The sequence below is a fragment of the Beijerinckia mobilis genome (genome assembly GCF_000745425.1).
In the GTDB taxonomy this organism is placed as follows: domain Bacteria; phylum Pseudomonadota; class Alphaproteobacteria; order Rhizobiales; family Beijerinckiaceae; genus Beijerinckia; species Beijerinckia mobilis.
The window spans coordinates 119,426-141,066 of sequence record NZ_JQJH01000002.1 but is presented as its reverse complement, the minus strand read 5'-3'; the positions used below and the strand labels follow the sequence as shown (position 1 = coordinate 141,066).

19 protein-coding genes are annotated in these 21,641 nt (G+C 60.3%); 11 read left to right on the top strand and 8 right to left on the bottom strand.

What is annotated here, in order from left to right:
• Positions 1-125 precede the first annotated feature (125 nt).
• Both frr and pyrH read right to left on the bottom strand, forming a co-directional pair.
• Positions 126-686: a ribosome recycling factor gene (gene frr, locus DL88_RS02850; protein ID WP_034991458.1), complete on the bottom strand. Its 561-nt coding sequence runs from the start codon at positions 684-686 to the stop codon at positions 126-128.
• 379 nt (positions 687-1,065) lie between these two features.
• Positions 1,066-1,854: a UMP kinase gene (gene pyrH / locus DL88_RS02840; RefSeq protein WP_084704840.1), complete on the bottom strand. Its 789-nt coding sequence runs from the start codon at positions 1,852-1,854 to the stop codon at positions 1,066-1,068.
• A 443-nt stretch (positions 1,855-2,297) separates the two neighbouring features.
• Here pyrH and DL88_RS02835 point away from each other — a divergent pair, with 443 nt between their 5' ends.
• The 3 genes from DL88_RS02835 to DL88_RS02825 all read left to right on the top strand — a co-directional run bounded on the left by DL88_RS02835 (position 2,298) and on the right by DL88_RS02825 (position 7,260).
• Positions 2,298-3,791 carry an ATP-binding protein gene (locus DL88_RS02835; RefSeq protein WP_051955517.1) on the top strand — a complete coding sequence of 498 codons (1,494 nt, stop codon included), beginning with the start codon at positions 2,298-2,300 and terminating at the stop codon, positions 3,789-3,791.
• Between the two features lie 153 nt (positions 3,792-3,944).
• Complete coding sequence (locus DL88_RS02830; RefSeq protein WP_245270594.1) at positions 3,945-4,604, top strand: response regulator; 660 nt, start codon at positions 3,945-3,947, stop codon at positions 4,602-4,604.
• 241 nt (positions 4,605-4,845) lie between these two features.
• Entirely contained in the window at positions 4,846-7,260 is a 2,415-nt protein-coding gene (locus DL88_RS02825; protein ID WP_034991454.1) for a TonB-dependent receptor, read from the top strand.
• Between the two features lie 121 nt (positions 7,261-7,381).
• Here DL88_RS02825 and DL88_RS02820 read toward each other — a convergent pair whose 3' ends face one another.
• Positions 7,382-8,254 carry a transporter substrate-binding domain-containing protein gene (locus DL88_RS02820; protein ID WP_245270592.1) on the bottom strand — a complete coding sequence of 291 codons (873 nt, stop codon included), beginning with the start codon at positions 8,252-8,254 and terminating at the stop codon, positions 7,382-7,384.
• Between the two features lie 373 nt (positions 8,255-8,627).
• On the opposite strand from DL88_RS02820, the gene cysG reads away from it, so the two are divergent.
• Positions 8,628-10,199: a siroheme synthase CysG gene (gene cysG / locus DL88_RS02815; protein ID WP_051955516.1), complete on the top strand. Its 1,572-nt coding sequence runs from the start codon at positions 8,628-8,630 to the stop codon at positions 10,197-10,199.
• A gap of 33 nt (positions 10,200-10,232) precedes the next feature.
• Here cysG and DL88_RS02810 read toward each other — a convergent pair whose 3' ends face one another.
• Entirely contained in the window at positions 10,233-10,643 is a 411-nt protein-coding gene (locus tag DL88_RS02810; protein ID WP_034991449.1) for a protease inhibitor I42 family protein, read from the bottom strand.
• A 285-nt stretch (positions 10,644-10,928) separates the two neighbouring features.
• Here DL88_RS02810 and DL88_RS02805 point away from each other — a divergent pair, with 285 nt between their 5' ends.
• The 7 genes from DL88_RS02805 to folK all read left to right on the top strand — a co-directional run bounded on the left by DL88_RS02805 (position 10,929) and on the right by folK (position 17,600).
• Positions 10,929-11,261, top strand: a complete 333-nt coding sequence (locus tag DL88_RS02805; RefSeq protein ID WP_034991446.1) for a (2Fe-2S) ferredoxin domain-containing protein — start codon at positions 10,929-10,931, stop codon at positions 11,259-11,261.
• Positions 11,262-11,372: 111 nt separating this feature from the next.
• Complete coding sequence (locus DL88_RS02800) at positions 11,373-12,956, top strand: flavin monoamine oxidase family protein (protein ID WP_034991444.1); 1,584 nt, start codon at positions 11,373-11,375, stop codon at positions 12,954-12,956.
• A gap of 387 nt (positions 12,957-13,343) precedes the next feature.
• Complete coding sequence (locus tag DL88_RS02795) at positions 13,344-14,339, top strand: LLM class flavin-dependent oxidoreductase (RefSeq protein WP_034991443.1); 996 nt, start codon at positions 13,344-13,346, stop codon at positions 14,337-14,339.
• 176 nt (positions 14,340-14,515) lie between these two features.
• The gene (locus tag DL88_RS02790) at positions 14,516-15,646 is read left to right on the top strand and encodes a dihydroneopterin aldolase (RefSeq protein WP_051955515.1); all 1,131 of its coding nucleotides are present in this window, start codon (positions 14,516-14,518) and stop codon (positions 15,644-15,646) included.
• Between the two features lie 89 nt (positions 15,647-15,735).
• Positions 15,736-16,113 carry a 4a-hydroxytetrahydrobiopterin dehydratase gene (locus DL88_RS02785; protein WP_034992038.1) on the top strand — a complete coding sequence of 126 codons (378 nt, stop codon included), beginning with the start codon at positions 15,736-15,738 and terminating at the stop codon, positions 16,111-16,113.
• A 148-nt stretch (positions 16,114-16,261) separates the two neighbouring features.
• Positions 16,262-17,104: a dihydropteroate synthase gene (gene folP / locus DL88_RS02780; RefSeq protein WP_034991442.1), complete on the top strand. Its 843-nt coding sequence runs from the start codon at positions 16,262-16,264 to the stop codon at positions 17,102-17,104.
• The gene (folK, locus tag DL88_RS02775) at positions 17,097-17,600 is read left to right on the top strand and encodes a 2-amino-4-hydroxy-6-hydroxymethyldihydropteridine diphosphokinase (protein ID WP_210165255.1); all 504 of its coding nucleotides are present in this window, start codon (positions 17,097-17,099) and stop codon (positions 17,598-17,600) included. The genes folP and folK overlap by 8 nt, the downstream gene beginning before the upstream one ends.
• Here folK and DL88_RS02770 read toward each other — a convergent pair.
• The 4 genes from DL88_RS02770 to DL88_RS02755 all read right to left on the bottom strand — a co-directional run bounded on the left by DL88_RS02770 (position 17,569) and on the right by DL88_RS02755 (position 21,533).
• Positions 17,569-19,560 (bottom strand): dipeptidyl-peptidase 5, encoded by a 1,992-nt coding sequence (locus tag DL88_RS02770; RefSeq protein WP_034992033.1) that lies wholly within the window; start codon positions 19,558-19,560, stop codon positions 17,569-17,571. The two genes, folK and DL88_RS02770, sit on opposite strands and share 32 nt — an antisense overlap.
• 302 nt (positions 19,561-19,862) lie before the next feature.
• Positions 19,863-20,105, bottom strand: a complete 243-nt coding sequence (locus DL88_RS02765; protein ID WP_034991441.1) for a hypothetical protein — start codon at positions 20,103-20,105, stop codon at positions 19,863-19,865.
• 368 nt (positions 20,106-20,473) lie between these two features.
• On the bottom strand, positions 20,474-20,731 hold the full coding sequence (locus DL88_RS02760; RefSeq protein ID WP_034991439.1) for a hypothetical protein: 258 nt from the start codon (positions 20,729-20,731) through the stop codon (positions 20,474-20,476).
• Positions 20,732-21,128: 397 nt separating this feature from the next.
• Positions 21,129-21,533: a flagellar export protein FliJ gene (locus tag DL88_RS02755; protein WP_034991438.1), complete on the bottom strand. Its 405-nt coding sequence runs from the start codon at positions 21,531-21,533 to the stop codon at positions 21,129-21,131.
• Positions 21,534-21,641: the final 108 nt, after the last annotated feature.

The window sequence follows — 21,641 nt, the reverse complement described above, 5'->3', positions numbered from 1 at the left end:
CCAGATCACCGGCGCCTTACCCATCCAGGCGGGACTATGAAGCGAGAACCCCATCCGATCGACAAAGAGGCTTCGGCAGGCTCGACGAACGACTCTTTGGCGAACGGACTCAAGACCCGATCGCTCTAGACCTGCATGATTTCCTTTTCCTTGGCCACGAGCGCCTGGTCCACTTCGGCGACGAATTGATCGGTGACCTTCTGGATCTCCGCTTCCTGACGCTTCTCATCGTCCTCGCCGATGACCTTGTCTTTGAGCTGTTTCTTCAGAATATCGATCCCGTCGCGCCGGACATGCCGGACCGCGACACGCGCCTCCTCGGCATATTTATGCGCGACTTTGACCATTTCCTTACGGCGCTGTTCATTGAGTTCGGGAATACGAATGCGCAGGGTCTGACCTTCGGTCGTCGGGCTGAGCCCGAGATTGGAATCACGGATCGCCCGCTCCACGGCGCCGACCATGCCTTTGTCCCAGACCTGCACGGAGAGCATCCGCGCTTCCGCCACGCTGATCGTGGCCACCTGATTGAGCGGCAGGGATTGCCCATAGGCGTCGACATGAACCGGCTCAAGCAGGCTCGTCGTCGCCCGCCCGGTCCGCAGGCCGCCCAGCTCATGTTTCAATGTGGCGATCGCACCCTGCATACGCCGTTTAAGATCGGAAATATCAAATTCTGCGGCCATTATTCAACCTTAGCAGCCAAACCTGGACATTCGTACGGATGTTTCCGGGCCTCCGGCCGGGGAAAGCGGATTTACCGGTCTATGGTCCCGAAAACCGCCGCATGGCCCAACGCCCTCAAACACCCTCTTGCAACTCTTCGCGCTTCAGCCGTTGTGGAAACAAACAGCCGGCGCCAGCAAACTGCGCTTCATCGCACCATGAGCCCGCGCGGCGCAAATCCGCGCGACGAACGGGTCGCAGCGGTCTCCACCACAATGGCGATCATGCCTCTCCGCCGGCTGACTCCCGGCTGAATGAAACCGTCCACGGCAGGCCTCGGCCCATCCCATGGGACCACCCCCTAAAAACCTGCCGTGAGAAACCTTCCGTGTAAGATCTTCAAGGTGAGACGAAGGTCGAACGCCCCTTGCCGAGCAAGGCGGCGGTGATGGCGCCAGGCTCGCTGATCGAGAAAACGATTATCGGAATCCGGTTCTCCCGTGCAAGCGCGAAAGCAGCCGTATCCATCACGGCGAGATTTTTGCGAATCGCCTCGTCATGGGTGATCCGGTCATAACGCTCAGCATTGGGATCGCGCTTCGGATCGGCCGAATAAATGCCGTCGACTTGCGTCGCTTTCATGATCAAGTCACAGGAAAGCTCAGCCCCGCGCAACGCAGCGCCGGTATCGGTCGTAAAGAAGGGATTGCCGGTACCGCCGGCGAGAACGGCGATGCGGCCTTTTTCGAGGTGATGCAAAGCCGCCTGCCGCGAATAGGCTTCACAGACGGAAGGCATCGGCACGCTGGACAAAGTGCGGGCAGACTGGCCCTGTTTCTCGATGGCATATTCGAGCGCCAGCCCGTTCATAACCGTCGCCAGCATGCCGATAGAATCAGCGCGCGCGCGTTCAATTCCCTTGTCCGCGCCGGCGATGCCGCGGAAGAAATTGCCGCCACCGACAACGACCGCCACTTCGATGCCGAGCGATGCGACATTGGCAAGATCGCTGGCGATCCGGTTCAGAGTGTAGGCGTCAAGCCCATGGGTCAGGGATCCCATGAGCGCTTCCCCGGACAATTTGACGACGACACGACGCCAGGGCACCGCCGGCGTTTCGATTGCCGCCGACGGGAATGGATGCGAAAGCGTGAGGGAGTCTGTGCCGGTTTCCTCGGATATGCTCATGAATCAGCCTTTCCCCAATCTTCGGCCGGTTGGTCTTACCCCCGAAGCGCCGGAATTTCCAGATCACCCACGAAGTGCCGGAGCGTAGGCTTCACTTGTCGCGATGAACGTATCGCGCGACTTTACGGCAAGAATCCGCAAAGTGCGGTCCGCACGAAGGCAAATCTCCCTGAATATCTGTCGTCAAGAATCCCTCACCGCACCCCTCAGCTGGCCGGGACAAACGGTTTTCCGAGACGAACGGATTTCAAAGAGCTGACATCGATATTTCGGGAGGCATCCGGGCGGGATATGAAAGCGGAGAACAAATCCGCCGGAGGCGCAAGGCTCCGGCAGGAGGGGTCACCGCCAGCGTCATATCAAACGAATGGATAACGCCCATCTCCACGCAAGGCAACCAGGGAAATCACCGCAAGCCGCCAATCGAGGCTGCCAGGACCTCTTTGCGTTTTTCCCTCATCGGCATCCCGTCCCTTATCCTCGGCGGCGCCATAATCGTGGCAATCGGCGTGATGCTTTTCGACGCACCGCAGCGCATCGCGCGGGAGACCGCCGCGGGCCTCAATCTCGGCGATCTCGTCCTGTCCCATGCGCTGCGCGCCATCGCGCTGGATCCGCAGCCGGGCCGGGCGCTAACCCAATTGCAACAAGAACTCGCGCAATTGCGGCATATTACGGTCGATTTCAACGCCGATGAGCCAGCCGACCCGGCGGGTCATGGAGCCATCGACGCAAATCCCGTCGGGAATTGGCCCGCCACGGAGGGCACGCTCAGGACTGGACGCGCCGACAAAGCCCCCGCATGGTTCGAAGCCCTGTTCGCGCCGCCACACATCATCAGGACCTATCGTCTTGAGACGATCACGCCAGAAGACAGCATCAAGGGGACATTCCGCATGGCGACCCGTCCTGGCGACGAGATCGCCGAGGTGTGGCGCGATCTCGTCTTCCTCACCAGCCTCCTTGCCCTGCTTTCCTGCGCCATCATCGGCCTCATTGCGCTCTCCACCTCGCGGGTGACCCGGCTGTTCCGACAATTGGGAGAAGGGCTCGACCGCCTCGGACGCGGACAATTCGAAGGCCTGGCCGAAAGTCCGGTCGAGGAACTGGCGCGTATCAGCGCCCGTTTCAACCGCCTCGCCGCGACTCTCGAACGCAGTGAAGCCGACAAACATCTTCTGATCGACAGGCTGATCTCCATCCAGGAGAGCGAACGCAAGGAACTCGCCCGCGAATTGCACGACGAATTCGGTGCTGCCTTGTTCGGCATCAGGGCCGCCGCATCCTGCATCATCGAGGCGACACAGATCCTGCCGCCCAGCCGGGACGACCGGGAAAAAAGGTCGATTGCGGATATTATCGAACATGCATCGGCGATTTCCGGACTCGCCGATGCGATCCAGCGGCAGAACCGGCATATTCTCGAACGCATCAGGCCCGCTGTCCTGCATCGCATGGGCCTGCCGGAAGCGTTGCGCCAGCTGGTCGAGGATTGGCGCGGGCGCCAGAAACAGATCGCCTGCACCCTCTTCATCGACGAGTCCTTGGAAAGCAATGCACAGGCGTTCGGCGAGGATTTGCGGCTCACCCTTTACCGTCTGGTGCAAGAATGCCTGACCAATATTGCCCGGCATTCCAGTGCCCATAAAGTCTCGATCACGCTCACCACAGCAGAAGCGGCGACCGCCACAACCGATACGTCTCCCTTTCTGATCCTGCGGATCGTCGATGATGGCGTCGGCCTCCCCTCTCCCGTCCGGTTCGGCTACGGTTTTCTCGGCATGACCGAGAGGGTCCGCAAGTTTGGCGGGGCTCTCGTCATTGAAAATTCGGCACCGCGCGGCACGGCCATCGAGGCACGCATTCCGCTACCAGCTTCCTGCCTTCCACCATACGCACTCGAACCAGCACTTAGCGAACTACCAGCAAAGATTTGAAGGCAGAAACGGAGGCAAGGCACATTTGTGCAGCTCCGCTTGCAGAAGCTGCTTGCCAAATCCGGCATGCTCCCGAACTAAAAGGGACTGGCGCGAATGAAAAATCCGTGAAAGGAACCGCGTTCAGCAGGGGAGGGATACAGGATGCAGGATATGATGGTGGCTCCGCTCGCCGATGAGAAACCGGCGCGCATCCTGTTGGTCGAGGATCATCCGATCGTGCGCGACGGATGCCGGCGCCTGTTTGGACGCCGGCCGCATTTCGAAATTCATGAAGCGGCCTCGGCGGAAGCCGGCGCGGCCCTCAATGCGGCGCTCAAACCCGATATCATTATTTTGGACGTGGAACTGCCCGACGCCACAGGGCTCGACATGATTCCCGATCTACTGCGCGACAACAGCGCCGCGCGGATCATCGTCTTCAGCATGTATGAGGCGCGTAGCTTCGTCACACGGGCGCTGCAGCTCGGCGCCCGCGGCTATGTGACGAAAAACGATGATCCCGACATGATCCTGCAGGCGACCGACAAGGTCCTGGCAGGCGACCTTTATCTCGGACGGACGGTAGCGCAGACGCTCGCCTTGTCGGAACGGCAGGAACCCGACCCATTACGCAATCTGACCGAACGTGAGCGCGAAGTCGTCTCGCATCTGGGCCAGGGGATGAATATCGGCGAGATCGCCCAGGCGCTGTCACTGAGCTACAAAACCGTGGCCAATCTCATTTCCGCGCTGAAGCAGAAACTCGGCATTGCGACAAGCGCCGCCTTAATCAAATTCGCCGTGGAACGGCGCAATAAGGACAACAGGTGAGTGGTGAGCCACGGCCGGCAAGCCCCCTTGATAGGAATGACAGAAGAGGCGACGGAAAATAAGTATTAATCTCAGGAACTTTTCCACTTTCGATGAGGAACTTTTCCCCGCAGCGGAACAATAAGCGATTTTTTCTTTCGTCAGACAGTATTATTGTGACTTTATCTTTTCGATAGATTGCTCATTCGTTACAAAAGATTTAGCTTTCGTTTTACGAATTCATAAAAGCTGTTTGCGTCTCATGAAAAACCGGGTTTCTCCTCGTCTCGGCCTCGGCATCGCCATCTGCTCCCTCCCTTGTCTTCCCCTCCATGCGCAGGAGGCGACGACCGTTTCCCTGCCACCCATCGAGATCGTGGCGGTGTCGCCGCTTTCCGGCATCGGCACGGGCATTGATCGCGATAAGCTGCCCTCCACGACGCAAACGCTGGAGCCGCGCGATTTCCAGCGCACTTATTCACCCAATGTCACCGATACGATGCAGGCACGGACACCGACGGCGGTGTCGATCGACGTCAACGGCAATCCGCTGGCACAGGATTTCTTCTATCACGGCTTCGTCGCCTCGCCGCGCCAGGGCACGCCGCAGGGTCTTGCGGTCTATCAGAACGGCATGCGCATCAATGAAGCCTTCGGCGATACCGTCAATTGGGATCTCGTGCCGCCGCAAGCCATAGAGCGCATGGATATTTCCAGCAACAATCCCGCCTTCGGCCTCAATGCACTCGGCGGCGCGGTGAGTATCCAGATGAAGAATGGTTTCACCTGGCAGGGATTTGAAGCGCAAACGATGGGCGGCTCGTTCGGCCGCGTCAGCGGCATGCTGCAATATGGCAAGCAGATCGACGATTTCAGCCTTTATTTCACCGCCGACGCGACACGTGACGGCGGCTGGCGTTATCATTCCGCCTCGTCACAGGTTCGCCTCTATGGCGATCTCGGCTACCGCACGCCGGATGCGGAGCTGCATTTCATCGCCAATGGCGGCCAGACCGTTCTCGGAGTCGTCGGCCCGACACCCTTTGCCCTCGTCAGCAATGATTATCGCAGCGTCTTCACCTCGCCGCAATCAACAGACAATCAGGCCGGCTCGCTCGCCCTCACCGGGCGGTTCCCGCTGAACGCCGACTGGACGATCAACAGCAATTTCTACATGCGCGCGTTCAAGCAGGTCCACACGGACGGCAATGACGCGGATGTCGAGGGGTGCAGCAGCCGCTCCTCCTATCCCGGTCAGCTCTGCCTCCAGGATGATAATTTCGACTATCTGCTCAACGGCGGATCCAAAACACAGGCTTTCCGCAACCTGTTCGTGATCCGCGACCAGCAGGGAAATACCATCCCCTATCAGGATGGTGTCGCCTATGGCACGATCGACCGGACCTATGTCCATTCGCTGAGTGTCGGAGCCGCCCTTCAGGCGACCGATACCGAAAAGCTGTTCGGCCATGACAATCATCTGACCTTCGGCGGCAGCGTCGACCGCAGCCAGCTGAGCTTCAGCTCCACAAGTACGCTGGGGCAGATCACTTCGGATTTCTCCGTTCAAGCCTCGGGCTTTCCAGGCGCCGGCTCGATCATCCGCACCGACGGCAATCTCGGCTATGTGCCGACCTATCTGACCGGCCACACGACCTATTACGGTGTCTATGCACTGGATACATTCGATATTTTGCCGAATGTCTCAATCACCGGCGGTGGGCGCCTGAACATAGCCGTGATCAATACCGCCGATGCGACGGGATATGAGAGCGAACTCAATATCAATTCCGCCTTTTCCCGCATCAATCCGGTTGCCGGCATCAGCTGGCGTATCCTGCCGACCCTGACCGCCTATGCCGGCTATTCGGAAGCCAATCGCGCCCCGACGCCACTCGAACTCGATTGTGCCAATCCGTTGCAGCCTTGTCTCCTCGAAAACTCCCTGACTTCGGATCCGCCTTTGCAGCAGGTTGTCTCACACACAGTGGAGGCGGGTCTGCGCGGCGCCGAAACCGTTCTGGGCGATGGGCTCATCAGCTGGAAGGCCGGCTATTTCCACACCCAGAACACGAATGACATTCTCTCGCTAGCCAGCACCATTCCGGGACGCGGCTATTACGCCAATGTTCCCGGGACTTTGCGCCAGGGTGTTGAACTCGGCGTCCAATTCCAGACCGGCGACTGGCTCGCCTATCTCAATTACGGTTATGTCGACGCGACCTACCGGTTCACCGGAACGCTCGCCTCGCCAAACAATCCCTATGCGGATGAAAACGGTGACATTACCGTCCATCCCGGCAATCATATTCCGGGGATTCCCCGTCATCTTCTGAAGATGGGTGCTGACTACCGTGTCACACCGAAACTCAAGATCGGCGGCGACGTGCTGATCGTCGGACCGCAATATTACATCGGCGATGAATCCAACCAGAATCCGCAATTGCCAATGTATTGGACGCTCAATCTGCACGCCTCCTACGACGTCAACGATCACATCCAGTTCTTCGGCCTCATCAACAATGCCACCAACAATCATTACGCGACTTACGGCGCCTTCTACCAGACCGACACCAATGCCCAATTGGTGACCGGCATCCCCTTCACCAATGACGCGCGAACGATCACTGCGGCACAGCCACTGTCTCTCTATGCCGGTGTGAAAGTGACCTTCTGATCGCAGGAGCGAAGCCCGCCGTCGCCAGGGCCCCGACAATGGGGCCGGGCTATGCGCCGGGCGTATGCTCCGGGCGTATGCTTGGCCCCGCTTGATTCCCGGCCCGCTTCCCGTCTTTGCTTCAATAAAACCCGAGCGGAAAATATTTGAGATAAAGTTCCGCATAGGTGCCTTTTTCGGCAACGCGGGCGAGGCCATAATCGAGGAGCCGGCGCAACTCCTGGTCCTCCTCGCGCAAGGCCATACCGATTCCCTCGCCAAAATAGGCGCTTTCCGTGTAGGGGCCACCCTGGAACTGGCAGCATTCTTCCGAATCCGTTCCGTTCAGCCAGAGCGCGAGAAGAATGCCATCGCCGAACAAAGCGTCAATCTCACCCTTGCGCAAGGCTTCCTGGGCGAGCGCGAGAGTGGGAAAGGATTTGCGAACGACATCCGGAAAAAAGGCCGTGAGATAGGCTTCATGCACAGTCTTGCCCTCGACTCCGATAGTCTTGCCGGCAAGTCCCTCGGGCGTGGCGTCAAGCCGGATGCCCCGGCGCGCCGCAAAATGCGCAGGCGTCGTATAATAGGGCGCGGTAAAGGCAAGGCCCGGCCGCAGGCCACGATCGACGCGCAGCGAGGCGAGCAGCACATCGCCCTCATGCGCCGCAAGCGCCGGTTCCAGCATGTCGAAGGGGCGCGCCTGAATCGTGCAGGTCCGCTGCAGTTCAGCACAGACCGCGCGGGCAAGATCGACGTCGAAGCCTACGAGCGAACCGTCTTCCAGCGTGAAATGAAACGGCGGATTGTCCGATTCCGTCAGGAACCGGATGGTTTCGGGTTCGGTGGCCACAGGTTTTTCAGGCAGGTGACCCGGATCCCAGAACGAAGGCAGAAAGACCGGACTGGCTGGATTGGCCTTGGTGTCTCCGACGTGGTCGCCCACGGCGGAATCGGCCCGTGCGCCCGCGCCAAAGGAGTTCGCCCCACGGACATTTCCCGGCATCACGCTCATGATGATCCCGCAGAGCACGAGAAGAGCAGCCGCACCGGGCCTGGACTTGCTTGATAGGGGTCGCATCGGCGATTAAGTCCTGCGTTGAACAGGCATGAAGCCCTCAGCGGTTTTTCCGCATGACTCGTGTGAAAAACCTCATATACCACCATCTCAAAGACATGAGGCGGTACCCCCGCAACTCATCGAAAGGGGATGGTTTGCAGGAACGGGACACGAAATTCCTGCAAAATCCGGGTATGATGGATCGGATTTATCCGGAACCGCTCCGCTCAAAAACAGCTTGTTTTCAAAGCCAGGGCTCCGCGACGCGGTTCAACGTCACGGAAAATGTTGAGGCGATCAAACGAGACGGAAAGGCCGCAAGGCAGCCATGATTGAGGTCCACGTATTCGACGAAAGGCCAAACGAGACCTTGAAGCCCGAAACCCGTGAGTCCGAGAGACTAAAATCAGACGCCCCGGAGCCCGAACTCGCCTGTCTGCCTCTGTTCTTTCCCCTCGGCGGCCGCCGGATCGTTCTCGCGGGCAATGGCGAAACCCTCGTCTGGAAAGCGCAATTACTCCGCAAGGCGGGCGCCATGCTCACCTTTTGCGCGGCGGAACCGCAACCGCGGCTTGCTGATTTTCTTGCCAATTTTCTCGCCGATTCTGCGGAAAACACGGTCTCCCAGGATGCAAAGGAAAGCGGAGCACCCATCCTGTGGCATCGGCGCGCCGTCACGAGCGCCGATCTGCACGATGCGGTCCTGCTCATCGCCGATTGCCCGGATGATGCCGGCGCGGCGGATCTGCGTGCACTCGCCAGCGAGGCCCGCGTTCCCTTGAACATCATCGACAAGCCGCGCTGGTCGGATTTCCAGTTCGGAGCGATCCTCGACCAATCGCCACTGGTCATTGGCATTTCCACCGCCGGTCTCGCGCCATCCCTGGCGCTCGCCTTGCGCGTCCGGCTCGAAAGCTGGCTGCCGCCGGGCCTTGCACACTGGCTCACGGCCGCGCGCGGCTGGCGCAAACGGCTGCAGCAACAAAAACCAAAGGATCCGCGCCGTTTCTGGAGCCTGTTCAGCCAGGCGGCGCTTTCCGGCGGGGCGCCGCCGCAAGAAGCAGATTTCGACCGTTTTCTGACGCTTAGCGGACACGAACCAGAAAATGCGGCTGATAATGGCGCGGAGATTGGCCGGAAAGGCCGCGTGAGCCTCGTCGGCGCGGGACCTGGCGATCCCGAATTGCTGACCCTCAAGGCCCTGCGCGTGCTGCAGGAGGCCGATGTCGTGCTTTTCGACGATCTCGTCTCACCGCGCATTGTCGATATGGCGCGGCGGGAGGCGGAGAAAATCGCCGTCGGCAAACGCGGCTACCGGCCCTCCTGCCGCCAGGATCACATCACCGAACGCCTCGTCGAACTGGGGCTCGCAGGCAAGCGCGTGGTGCGGCTCAAGGGTGGTGATCCGATGATTTTCGGCCGCGCCAATGAGGAAATTGCCGCGCTGCTCGCGGCAGGCATCGAGGTCGAGGTCGTGCCGGGCATTACGGCGGCGCTCGGAGCCGCCGCGAGCCTGCGCCTGTCGCTGACCGAACGCGACAAGGCGCGGCGGCTGCAATTCATCACCGCCCATGCCAAGGACGGCAGCCTGCCGCAGGATATGGATTGGAAGGCGCTGTGCGATCCCCGCGCCTCGACAGTGGTCTATATGGGGGTAAAGACGCTGCCCGCGCTCGCGGCCCGGCTGCTCGCCGAAGGCATTGATCCCGCGACGCCCGCCGTGCTGATCGAACGTGCGACACAGACCGGCGAGCGTTCGATCCATGGCACCATCGCGACATTACCCACCGCCGCCGCCGCAATGGCTCCCGACGGCCCCTGCCTGATGCTCATCGGCTCAGCCTTTGCCGCGCATGCGCCGGCATCGGCGGGAGATTCTCAGCTTGCGTCTATCGGATGATCCGTTTTCCAGTTTCGAAACATCCCAGACTTTTTAGCGGGACCACAAGGAAAAACGCAGGTGCCGCTTGACCGATCCGGCACCTTCCCAATGCCGCCAGAGCCGGGCATCGAGTCTTATCCTCCCCCGATGATGGATGCGAAGACTGAAACGCCGTGTGCCTTCCATGCCGACCCGGCTCGGCCGGCCATTGCTGCCCCGCTCGCCCGCGATGAAACGGTCGCGCGTTATATCGGCAGCATTGGCGGGGACGATGGCGAGCGTCCAGCGATAACCGGTAGAGGGATTTTCCGGCAGATCGAGGATGACCTTGTCACCCTGCAGGACGCCGCGCATATGGCCGGCATCGACCTCGGTCAGGAAATCCGCCGCGAGCAGTCCCGTTCCGTCGCAAAGCAAAGCCAGGAAGAATAGCAAAATCGGCACGAACCATTTTGATACCATGGTGGCCTCTCGCTCTCAGGGGGCTCTAGGGAAGGATATTCCTCACGCCGCAGTGGCCCGGAGCCGCGCGACGCCGGGTAAACAAAGGCGGAAACGGGATGCCAGCGCCACGATCCCAAACACATGGGACCATGGGCTTGAGCGGCACGGGATTTGAATGATTCCAAGCGAGTTCCGCGCGGAAAACATTGGCCTTTTGGTCCCGCCGCTCATGTTTGCCACCCTCTCTGGCGCTCTCAGCTGCCGATCACGCGCCACTCCCATGGCCTCAACCCGGACGAGACGATGACCCTCGAAATTCCGCAAGTCTTCAAATATCATATCTTTACCTGCTCCACGAAGCGTCCGGCCGGCCATCCGCGCGGCAGCTGCATGGAACGCGGCGCGCAGCCCCTGTGGGAGAGACTGAGCCAGAAGCTCGATGCCAAGCAATTGCCCGGTGTCAGCATGACGATGACCGGCTGCCTCAGCTTCTGCCAGGCCGGCCCGCTGATGGTCGTCTATCCGGAAGGCATCTGGTACCATCCCGAAAAGCCCGAAGACATCGACGAGATCATCCAGTCGCATTTCATCGAGGGCAACCCGGTCGAACGCCTCATCATCGTCCCGCAGCGCTGACGCGCCCGGCCCGGCACAGCACCCGATTTACGGACGCACGTGAAAAATTGGGCGCGGGAATTGCTAGTTCTGTGCTAGCAATTCCCTCCTTTCTTTTACCGGAGACAATCCATGCTTGAGACAGTCATCGTCGGCGGCGGTCTGTGCGGTCTCTCGCTGGCCGTGGCCCTGCAGGCCCAGGGCCGGTCCTTCGCCCTTTACGAGGCCCGCGATCGTCTCGGCGGCCGCGTGCTTTCCGTCCCATCCGAAAAGGCCAGCATGCGTCTCGACCTCGGCCCGACCTGGTACTGGCCCGAGACACAGCCCGGCATGACCAAGCTGGTGGCTGACCTCGGCCTCATCACCTTCCTGCAGAACGACAACGGCACTGTGCTGCGTCTGCATGACCACGACAAACAGCCGGTACCGACGGAAGTCGAAAATGTGCATGCCGGCGCCCGCCGCGTCGAGGGCGGCATGGCCACGGTCATCGAGGCGCTCGCCGCCAAAATTCCAGCCGACACGATCCATCTCGGCTTCGCCCTCAAAGCGGTCATCGATCGCGGCGACCATGTCGAACTGCATTTCCGCAATGATGCGGTGGTCGAGGCGCGCCGCGTGGTGCTCGCCATGCCGCCGCGCATCGTCGAGGAACATGTGCGTTTCGAGCCGAGCCTGCCCGACAATCTCATTCAGGCGATGCAGGAGACCTATACCTGGATGGCCGGCGAGGCCAAGGGCGTCCTCGCCTATGACAAGCCCGGCTGGCGCGAAGAGGGCCGCTCCGGCAATGCCTTCGTCACCCATGAACAGGCGGTGTTCGGCGAAATCTTCGACGCCTGCGACGCCACCGGCACGCGCGCCGCTCTCGGCGGTTTTCTCGCGCTCGCGCCCGCCCTGCGCACCTCCTTCGCAGCCGGTCTGCCGATGCTGATGGGCAATCAGATGGGGCAGGTCTTCGGCCCTCAATATGAGCATGGCGAGCAGCATTATCAGGATTGGGCGGCGGAGGAATTCACTGCCACGCGGCATGACCAGATCCGCCCGGACGATCATCCCCATTACGGCAATCCCTTCCTGCGGCAGGTGCTCTGGGACGGCAAATTGTTCCTCGGCGGATCGGAAACGGCGACCTATGCCGGCGGCTATATGGAAGGCGCGCTCGATTCCGCGCGCCGCCTCGCCCGCGATGTCGGCCGTTTCGCTCCCGCCGTCGTCGTTCCCCTGCAGCCCGGCAAGGAAGGAATTTCCAACGTGGACAGTGTCGCTCAATTCGGCCAATGGGTCGCAAACCGTCAGAATAACGTACTCGACACCTACCGCACCACGCTCAACAAGCTGATGGCGAGCCCGGACAAGGAAATCGTCACCCAGCGCGCCATGGTCGCCACTGTGGAACAGGTGTTTTCGGAAGCCTTGCTGCAGCTCGAAAGCCTGCCCTTCGACATGCAGGGCATAGCGATCGATAAAGGCCGCTCCGATCTCACCCCGCAAATCCTCAAGTCGTTCGACGGCTTCATCCAATTCCTGATCGACGCGGTGATCCAATACAACCGGACCTCCTGCGCTTTGTCGAACTTCCCGGGCGAGGACAAGCCCTCCAAGGATTATCTGCAAGCCATTCTGCGCGATATTGCGGCGGCCTGGAAAGAGTTCTGCCTTTCGGTCAATGCCTATTTCGTGTCCAAGACGCCGGCGGTCGCGGCGGCGTCTTGAGGGCTCCCATCTGGAATTATGCCGGTTCTGAGAACCGCCGACAGAACCGACCCGCCAGCTAACACCAAAAGGTGATGAGTTTGACTCATCACCTTACCTTTTAACGACAGCGGGCAGCAGCATTCCGCCGGATAGTGTGGATCTTGATGAGCGCGATCCACGCATTTTCTTGTTTACGCTTTCACGACCACCAATCACCGACTATCGCCACTATCGCCCCCGTAGAGATTTCCCAACGCAACGAAGACCGCTTCAATTCATTCCGGACGAGCCGACAATCCGTCAGGTTGCGAAAGATTCGTGATCGTGCTTTCCTCTTCGTTGACCATTTGGTAATTTGCTCATGGCCTGGGCAATATCTCGGCCCACGGGAGGAAAGGCGACTTCATGCGGCTTGGTCTTTTTGCCAATCTGGAACAGGATGAAGACGAAGGCGCTGCCGGCTTCCATGCGCAGACGGACCTCGTCCAGCATGCCGAGACCTGTGGACTCGATGAAGTTTGGGTCTCCGAACATCATTTCAATTCCTTCACCCAATCGGCCTCGATCCTGCCCTTGATCGCCTATTACCTCGGCATCACGCGCACCATCCGTATCGGTTCGGCCGCCGTGCTGACACCACTACACCATCCGGTGCGTCTCGCCGAGGATCTTGCGACGCTTGATATTCTCGGCAAGGGGCGGTTTGGCGTCGGCATTGCGCGCGGCGGCCCGTTTCCCTCGCAATATGCGCATTTCGGCATTCCCGCCGAAGAAGCCGCCGCGAGAGCCCGCGAGGCGACTGATTTCCTGATGGCCCTGTTGCGCGGCGAGGACGTCACGTTCGAGGGGCAATTTTACACGGCGCGCAATCTCACCATCTATCCGCGCCCGGTCCACAAGCCGCTGCCAATCTGGATCGCCTCGGCCTCCATGGATACGGTCACCGATGCCGGGCGTTACGGCTTCGGGTTGATGGCCGGCCATTCCTGGTCGGTACCGATGATCAACACCCTGCTCGCGACTTACCGCTCGACCGGCAATCATACGACACCGGACCTCGTCATTCTGCGCAATGTCTGCATCGCCGATACCGATGAAGAGGCGATGCGCGTGGCATTACCGGCGCTCGAGCGATTCTTTATCCGCATGCGCGAATTCGCCAATCCGGGCGCGGCCTCGAGCCCGGTCTCCCTCGACAATGCGCTCACCCATTCGATCATCGGCTCGCCGGAAACCTGCCGGCAAAAACTCGCGGATCTCTCAGGTGCCCTGCCGATCGGCGGAATCGGGATGAAGCTCGCCTGCCTCGACCGGACGCGCGCCAAGGAAATTGTCCAGCGATTCCGCGAGGAAGTCATGCCCCCGGCAAGCGCCCGGCGTGAAGCTGCACTTATCGACTGACATCCCGCACCGGCGTCTTCTAACGATGCCCGATCTCGATGAGCCAGCATCGAGATCGGGCTCTTTCGCTTTACGGCCATAACGCCCCCTGTCATGGCAACCGATTTTGCGCTAAGCGATCGCGGCCGCCTCATAACGATTATTGGCGATTATTGGCGATTATTGGGGATGTGCCGATGACCGTGATGCAAGCCGTTGTGAAAAATTCGGATGAAATCGAACAGGCCTTCGATACAGGCGTCGATTTCTGCCTGATCGATCCTTCAATACAGGACAAACCCGGCTTCGATGCGCGCGCCATTGCGGCGATTGCCGCACCGCACGAACCGGAACGGTTGGGGCTTTTGCTCAAGGAGGCAACGCCCGTTGAACTCGCTGACGTGGCGCACCATATCGGGCGGTTCTTCCTCCGTCTCGGCAAGCTCGACGAAGACGCGCGTGTGCGCGTCGAGCGGCTCGTGGCGCATCTGCCACAGGGCCAGCTCTATGGCGTCTTTTCGGCGGCGACAGGCTGGACCAAAGAGGATCTCGCCTGGCTCGCCTCCCTGCATTTTCGCGGCGCCATGCTCGATGCCGCGGAACCCGGCGCAGCTTTCACCGAGCCCCGGCTGTTACGGAAAGTCGGAATTGTCGCCCTGCTTGATTTCGCCGAGGCTTGCCATGCGGTTTCGCTCGAGACGGGTTTTACCGGCGCGCTCGAGACGCCCGACATAACCCGGCTCATGGTGCTCGCGCCGGACTTCTTATCCTTTGGCCGAGCCTTGCGCTTCGGCCATAGTCTCGAGGCGGACTTCGATCCTGCATCGCTCTCGCTGGTGCGGTCGATGCTCCCGCGCGGAAGCGAAACAGAGCCGGCTGATGCGCCGCAAGACGATATCCTTGACACGGTGCCCGAAAACAGCATCGACGACGAGACCTGCAGCGCAGTCGCAACCGATCGCATTTTCGTCCATGACCTCATCCGTACCATGTCGATTGGCGCCTATGCGGCGGAACGAGCGGCGCCGCAAAGGGTTCGTATCAATGTCGATCTCGCCATCGAACGGCTTTCGGAGCGTGCGGAATCAGTTCGGGACGTATTTTCCTATGATCTGATCATCGATCGGATCGAACTGCTTCTCGCCCGCGGCCATGTCGTCGTGCTAGAAACTCTGGCGGAAGATCTTGCCGAAGCCCTGTTGCGGCACGACAGAGTGAGAGAAGCGCGCATTCGCATCGAGAAACTCGACGTCCTCGATGCTATCGTCGGCATCGAACTCATCCGCGAACGCTCCCGCAAGCCGCTCTTCCCCCGTCTCGCTTCCTGACCGGCTCCCCGGGACGGGCGGTCAGGAAAAGAGGAGGCAGCCGGTTCTGAACTGTGCCGCGGCTTGAGACGGCAGGCAGGGAGGATTTCATGAGCGACGTGCTATTTGGTCATGTCTTTGGCACCGCCGAGGTGGAGACCCGCCTCCTCGATCTGCCGTGCTGGTTTTTCGCCGACGGCGCCATCCGCCGGCGCTACAAGACCAGCGGCTGGAAAGCGACCCTGATGGTAGTCAATACGGTCGGTCATCTCTGCGAGGCCGCATGGCATCATCCCGAAATCCATCTCTCCTATGGCGGCGTCGAGATTGCGCTTTCGACCCATACGCCGCGCGGCATCACCGAGAAGGATTTCGCGCTCGCCCGCAAGATCGAGGATGTCATCTTCTGGCAGCCGAGCCGCGACTCCGGACCGCTAGAAGGCACCCCAAGCGATCCCGCCTTCGCCTATATCGATTATGATGATTGAGACGCTCAGCCGAATGCTTTTGAAATGCACCACTTCAGGATAAAGCATTGCTGATCGGGTTTGGACCGCTGGGAGGCGTCGGCTTCGTCACCAGAAGCGTCCAGTCCTCCCAGCTTCTGCGCCCGTCCGCATAGAAAGCCATTCCGCAATGACCAACGAATCTACGCACCGCGCCGATCACACGGCGCGGTGCGATCGCCTTTTCGCCCTCTGCCGGGAAAGACCCGTCATCATGGGCATTTTGAATCTCACGCCGGATTCCTTTTCCGACGGTGGCCGCTTCGACAGCGCCGATGCCGCGATCGAACACGCCCGTCTTCTAGCAACTGAGGGCGCGGATATTGTCGATATCGGTGCCGAATCGACCCGCCCCGGCTTCACGCCCATTCCGGCGGAGGAGGAAATCCGGAGGCTTGCGCCGCTCGCAGCCATCTGCGCCGCAGTGGAGAGACCCGTTTCTATCGATACGATGAAGGCCGCCACAGCCCGTTATGCGCTTGCGCAAGGCGCATCGATCGTCAACGATATCTGGGGCCTGCGCCGCGATCCCGCCATGGCCGGTGTGGTGGCGGAAGCGGGAGCGGGCCTCATCATCATGCATAATCGGGAGGCCGTTGATCCCGGCATCGATATTCTCGGCGATCTGCGCCGCGCTTTCGATGACAGCCTCGAACGTGCCGCCAAAGCCGGCATTCCGGCAAGCCGCATCATGCTCGACCCCGGCATCGGTTTCGGCAAAACGGCGGCGCAAAACCTCCTCGTCCTGCGCCGGCTCGATGGGATCGCGGATTACGGCCTGCCTATTCTCGTCGGCCTGTCGCGCAAATCCTTCATCGGCGCCCTGCTCGGCGCTGATGTCGCGCATCGCGATATCGGCACGCTCGCCGCCAATCTCGCGGCGGCGGCACGCGGCGCAGCGGTCTTCCGCGTTCACAATGTCGAAATTCATGCGGCCGCCTTCAAAATCCTTGCGGCGATCGACCATGCCTGAGACGGACATCACGATCGGCCTCGGCTTCGGCAGCAATATCGGAGCGCGGGCGCAAAATATCGAAACGGCGAAACGCCTCATCGAGGAGCGTGGTATAGCCCGCATCCTCTCCATGTCCTCGCTCTATCGCACGCCGCCCTGGGGCTTTGCGGAGCAGGAGGATTTCGCCAATGCCTGTGCGCTCGCCGTCACCCGCCTCGATCCGCATGAATTGCTGGCGGCACTCAAACAGATCGAACGGGATATGGGGCGGCGGCAGACCCTGCGCTGGGGGCCGCGCCTGATCGATATCGATATCCTGTTTTATGGCACCGAAAATCGCGATGAGCCCGATCTCGTCCTGCCCCATAAGGAATTGTTCAACCGTCCCTTCGTGCTGCTGCCGCTTGCCGAGATCGCGCCGGATCTGCGTCTCAACGGCCAGGCAGTAGCCAAAGCCGCCGCCACGGCCGATGTCAGCGGTATCACGAAATGGGAAACGGCAAATCACGAATGACGACGCGCTCGCTCAAGCCAGGCGGCTCGAAACCGAAGACGCGACCATAAAAGCCGAGTTCGAGATCGAGCACGCGGCGCTGCGTCTCCGCCTTGCGGAACCCATGGCCTTCCCCAGCGAACAGATAGAAGGCGACGGGCAGATGCCGGGCTTCTAACGCCGCCACCATGGTTTCCGCCTGGTTCGGCGGCACTGTTTTGTCATCCTCGCCCTGGAAGAAGATCACCGGGCAGGCGAGCCTGTCGATGTGATTGATCGGCGAGCGCTCCGCATAAAGCGACTCCGCTTCGGGCAAGGGCCCGACCAGCCCGTCGAGATAGCGGGATTCGAATTTATGCGTATCGCGCGCGAGCAGCATCAGATCAGCGACGCCATAAAGGCTGGCGCCAGCCTTGAATGTATCGGTGCTGGTCAGGGCCGCCAGCGTGGTGAAGCCGCCGGCGCTGCCGCCGCGAATGACGAGCCGTTGCGGATCGACGAGACCCTTCGCTGCTAGATGGAGCGCCGCCGCCCGGCAATCCTCGACATCGACAATGCCCCATTGGCCGTCGAGCGCGCGCCGGTAATCGCGTCCATAGCCGGTCGAGCCACCATAATTGACATCGACCACACCAAATCCCCGGCTCGTCCACCATTGTACGGCAAGCGCGAAATGATTGGTGGTCATGCTGGTCGGCCCCCCATGCGACAGCACCACCAGCGGCGGCAGCGTGCCTTCCGGCGCATTGTAATCGGCATTTTTCGGTGCATACCAGAAGGCATGGGCGATCGTGCCGCGGCTTGGATAATCGATCGGTTCGCCAATCGAAATCGACCCCTCCGGAATCACCGGAGGCGCCGAGACGCGCAGGATTTCGGGGGCGGAATCATGAAGGTGTGCGGCGCGTTTCAGCGCCGGCGGCGCGGTCGGCGGCGTCGCGATGAAAGCGAGTTCCTGTTCTGCCCCGCCTCCGATACCCCGCACCCTGTCGTCGAAAGCCAAAGGTTGCGGACAATCAAGTACCTGGCCGAGCGGCAAATCCTCGATCGTTCCGTTCTCGATGATACAGGCGGTACGGATACCGTTGCGCACGATGGCGGCAATGAGCCGCGTGTCGGAGAGAAAAGCGTAATAATGCTGGGCGAAGACCCAATGCGGACCGCCGATCTCGGCCTCGACGGGGGCCACAGGCAGGATCTTGTCGCCGCGCAGCACATAAAGGTTCCACCAGCCGGTTCGGTCGGAACAGAAATGCAGCGTGCCATCGGGCGAAAAGGCCGGCTGCACGATCGATTCACGATCGCGTCCGGCCAGGATGACCGCCGGGGTGATCGAACCGTAAAGCGTCATTGGTGCGAGATGCAGCCGCGTCCAGTCCCAGGGCATATTGGGATGATCCCAGGACAAAAAGACGAGATGCTTGCCGTCGGGCGACAGCCGCGGAGAACTCAGGAAATCCGGCCCCTCGACAATCACCCGCTCCTTGTCGGATGCATCGAGTGGCAGCGACACGATGGTCGCCTTGGTGTCGACATGAACACCGGGCTCTGCGGCGGTGACCCGATGATCCTCGCGAATGCACAAAAGCCGCGGATGCAGCGGATCGAAAATGAAATCGGCGTAGCGGCAATTGGGCTGCGTCGGAATCTGACGCGGGGCACCCTCGCCTTCGATCAGCCAGACCGATCCGTCCCGGCGGTCGCTGAAGACGATCGTGCCCTTCTGTACCGCAAAGGCGCCGCCGCCATATTCATGCACCCTCGTGCCGACATAAAGCGGAGCCGGAGTGCGCTCGACGATCGCGCCGTCGCGCCGTCTCTGGAGAAGCGTCGCGCGGCCGCCCTCGCTCGGGCGCGTTTCCAACCAATAGACATCGGAACCATCAACCGTCAGACCACCGAGACCGACCGCCGCTTCGGTCATGAGATCGGTCGTCACCGGAGAAACCCAGGTGCCATAGGGTGCAAGACGCGCGGTCATCGGCAGGTCCACTCATCGACGATAGGAAAGGGCAAGCCGTTTCCCGAAATTTCCGCCGCCGTCTTAGAACGAATGGCCGGGAGGGGGAAAGGCAAAAGCCGGATCCGGCGCCGCTTTCCGTGCGAATTCCGCCATCCATCCGGACATACGGGCATCAGCGCAACCGATCACGCTTTTTGAAACGGTTTCAGCAAGTGCAAAGAAAGCCCTTGCAGGAATGCGGCGTTCTTTCCTGCGGAAACAGAACGAACCCGAAGAGCACTTCTCTTGCGGGTTCGCGCGGCAGGTAATACTTTTGGTATTCAATGGCGCCGAGGGACCGTTTCTTCCTGATAATGTTGCGGTTCGGGATCATCCGGCAGGACCTTGGCGTCCGGCAGACCTTCACTGACAGCCTGCGTCGGCTCCGCGGAGGAGGGAGCATCATGGCCTTGGGCGCCTGCTGCATCATTGGGCGTTCCACCGGCAAGAGCTACGCCCGTCGCCATGAAACTCGCGGCGGCGAAAGCAATCCATAGGGCCCCAAATCCTGTCTTACTTTGCATGACGTTTCCTCTTCGATAGCATCTAATTTGAATGAGAGCCGGCCATGACGAGAAGAGCTATCGAATTCGCCCTGTCATGATATCCGGTTCAAGCTTCCGGCCCGGGATCGCACCTGGTTCGGAAGCGTGGCTCCGTTGCTGCGGGCGACTGGAGCATTCTCCGATGACGTTGAATCGCTTCGCGATTCCCTTGTTTTAAAATGTTTTAAAACGCTCGGATTTTTTAAAGGAACGTTCCGGATATTTCCGGAACGCTCTCGCATCTCGGTTCACACTCTCTGAAAACACCCACGGTTTCAGAGAGGGCCATTCGCTGTCATCAACTCGCGTTCAAAGCCGCCGAGGGACAGACTGCTAGAAGGTCTGCCTTATTTTGCCGGTGACTGGCGAGCGGCTTCGGCTTCCTTGGTCGCGTCATTCTCGTCAAGCGCGCTATAGGGCAGGATCTTTGCGTTGGGATCGCCCTCGCTGATGCCCGTCGTTGGCGCAGCGATCGAAGGCGCATTATGGCCCTGCGCGCCAGCCGCGTCGCTCGGCGTGCCGCCGGCGAAGGCGGTTCCCAGGCTGAAAAGGCTCACGAGGGCGAAGCCGCCGAGCAATGAACCGGAACGATAAATCTTTTGCATGATGGGTTCCCGTCTGGTGATTCGGACACCGGCACCTAATTCATGCCGGACGCCACCATGACATGGGAACGATGAACTAGAAATAAAATAGATCGCCTGCGCGTTCCTCACTCTTTAGAGCTACGCAAAGCTGAACAAGTCTAGCGAAAGCACGTCCTTCCGGATCGACTTGGCTGCCTTGGCGGTTCGAGCCGCAGCCTCATTCAGGCCGGGAGGAAATGCTTTCGTTCGATGGAAATGATTCAAAAGGATCTGGATGCTTCTACAGCATTTTCCCATGAATTTTAATCGTTTTGCGATCTCATTGCTTTGAAAATGCTTTGATTTTCGAGTGGGACAGTGCCGGATATATCCGGAACGATCTGTAAAGCGGCCACGATGCGTAAGCGGCGCGCCTTCAGGCCTCCCGTGAGCGCAAACTGAACGGAACGATCGTCGCCGTCTGAAACTCATCATCCGTCGCGGCGTCATTTCTTTCACGGCCGTCGATCGCAGGAAGCTTGTCGAGATCGGCGAGGGCTTCCGCGAGAGACTGACGGGCTTCGATCAATTGATGGTTCAGTTCCTCGGCCGAACGCAGAAGATTATCCCGCCGCGTCCGGGCGGCGCGGGCATAAGTGGGATAGGCGAAATGGTCCGGATCGGAAACACCGGCCTTGTGTTCCTCGGCGGCAATTTCCTGGGCGAGATCTTCCGCCATATGCAAGAATTCCGCGACCATGGCTTCAATCTGCATGACGCGGCGGCGTTTTTCTTCCATGTAAAAACGCTTGAGGCGCATGATATTATCGCGCGTTTTCATACTGCAAGCTCCAACCCAGCAAGCTTTACACGGGTCATCAATTCAAGGCCGCCACGCAGGAGCGAGAGGAAGGCCGGGCCAGTCTCAGCCAAGCCTTAGCCAGATCTC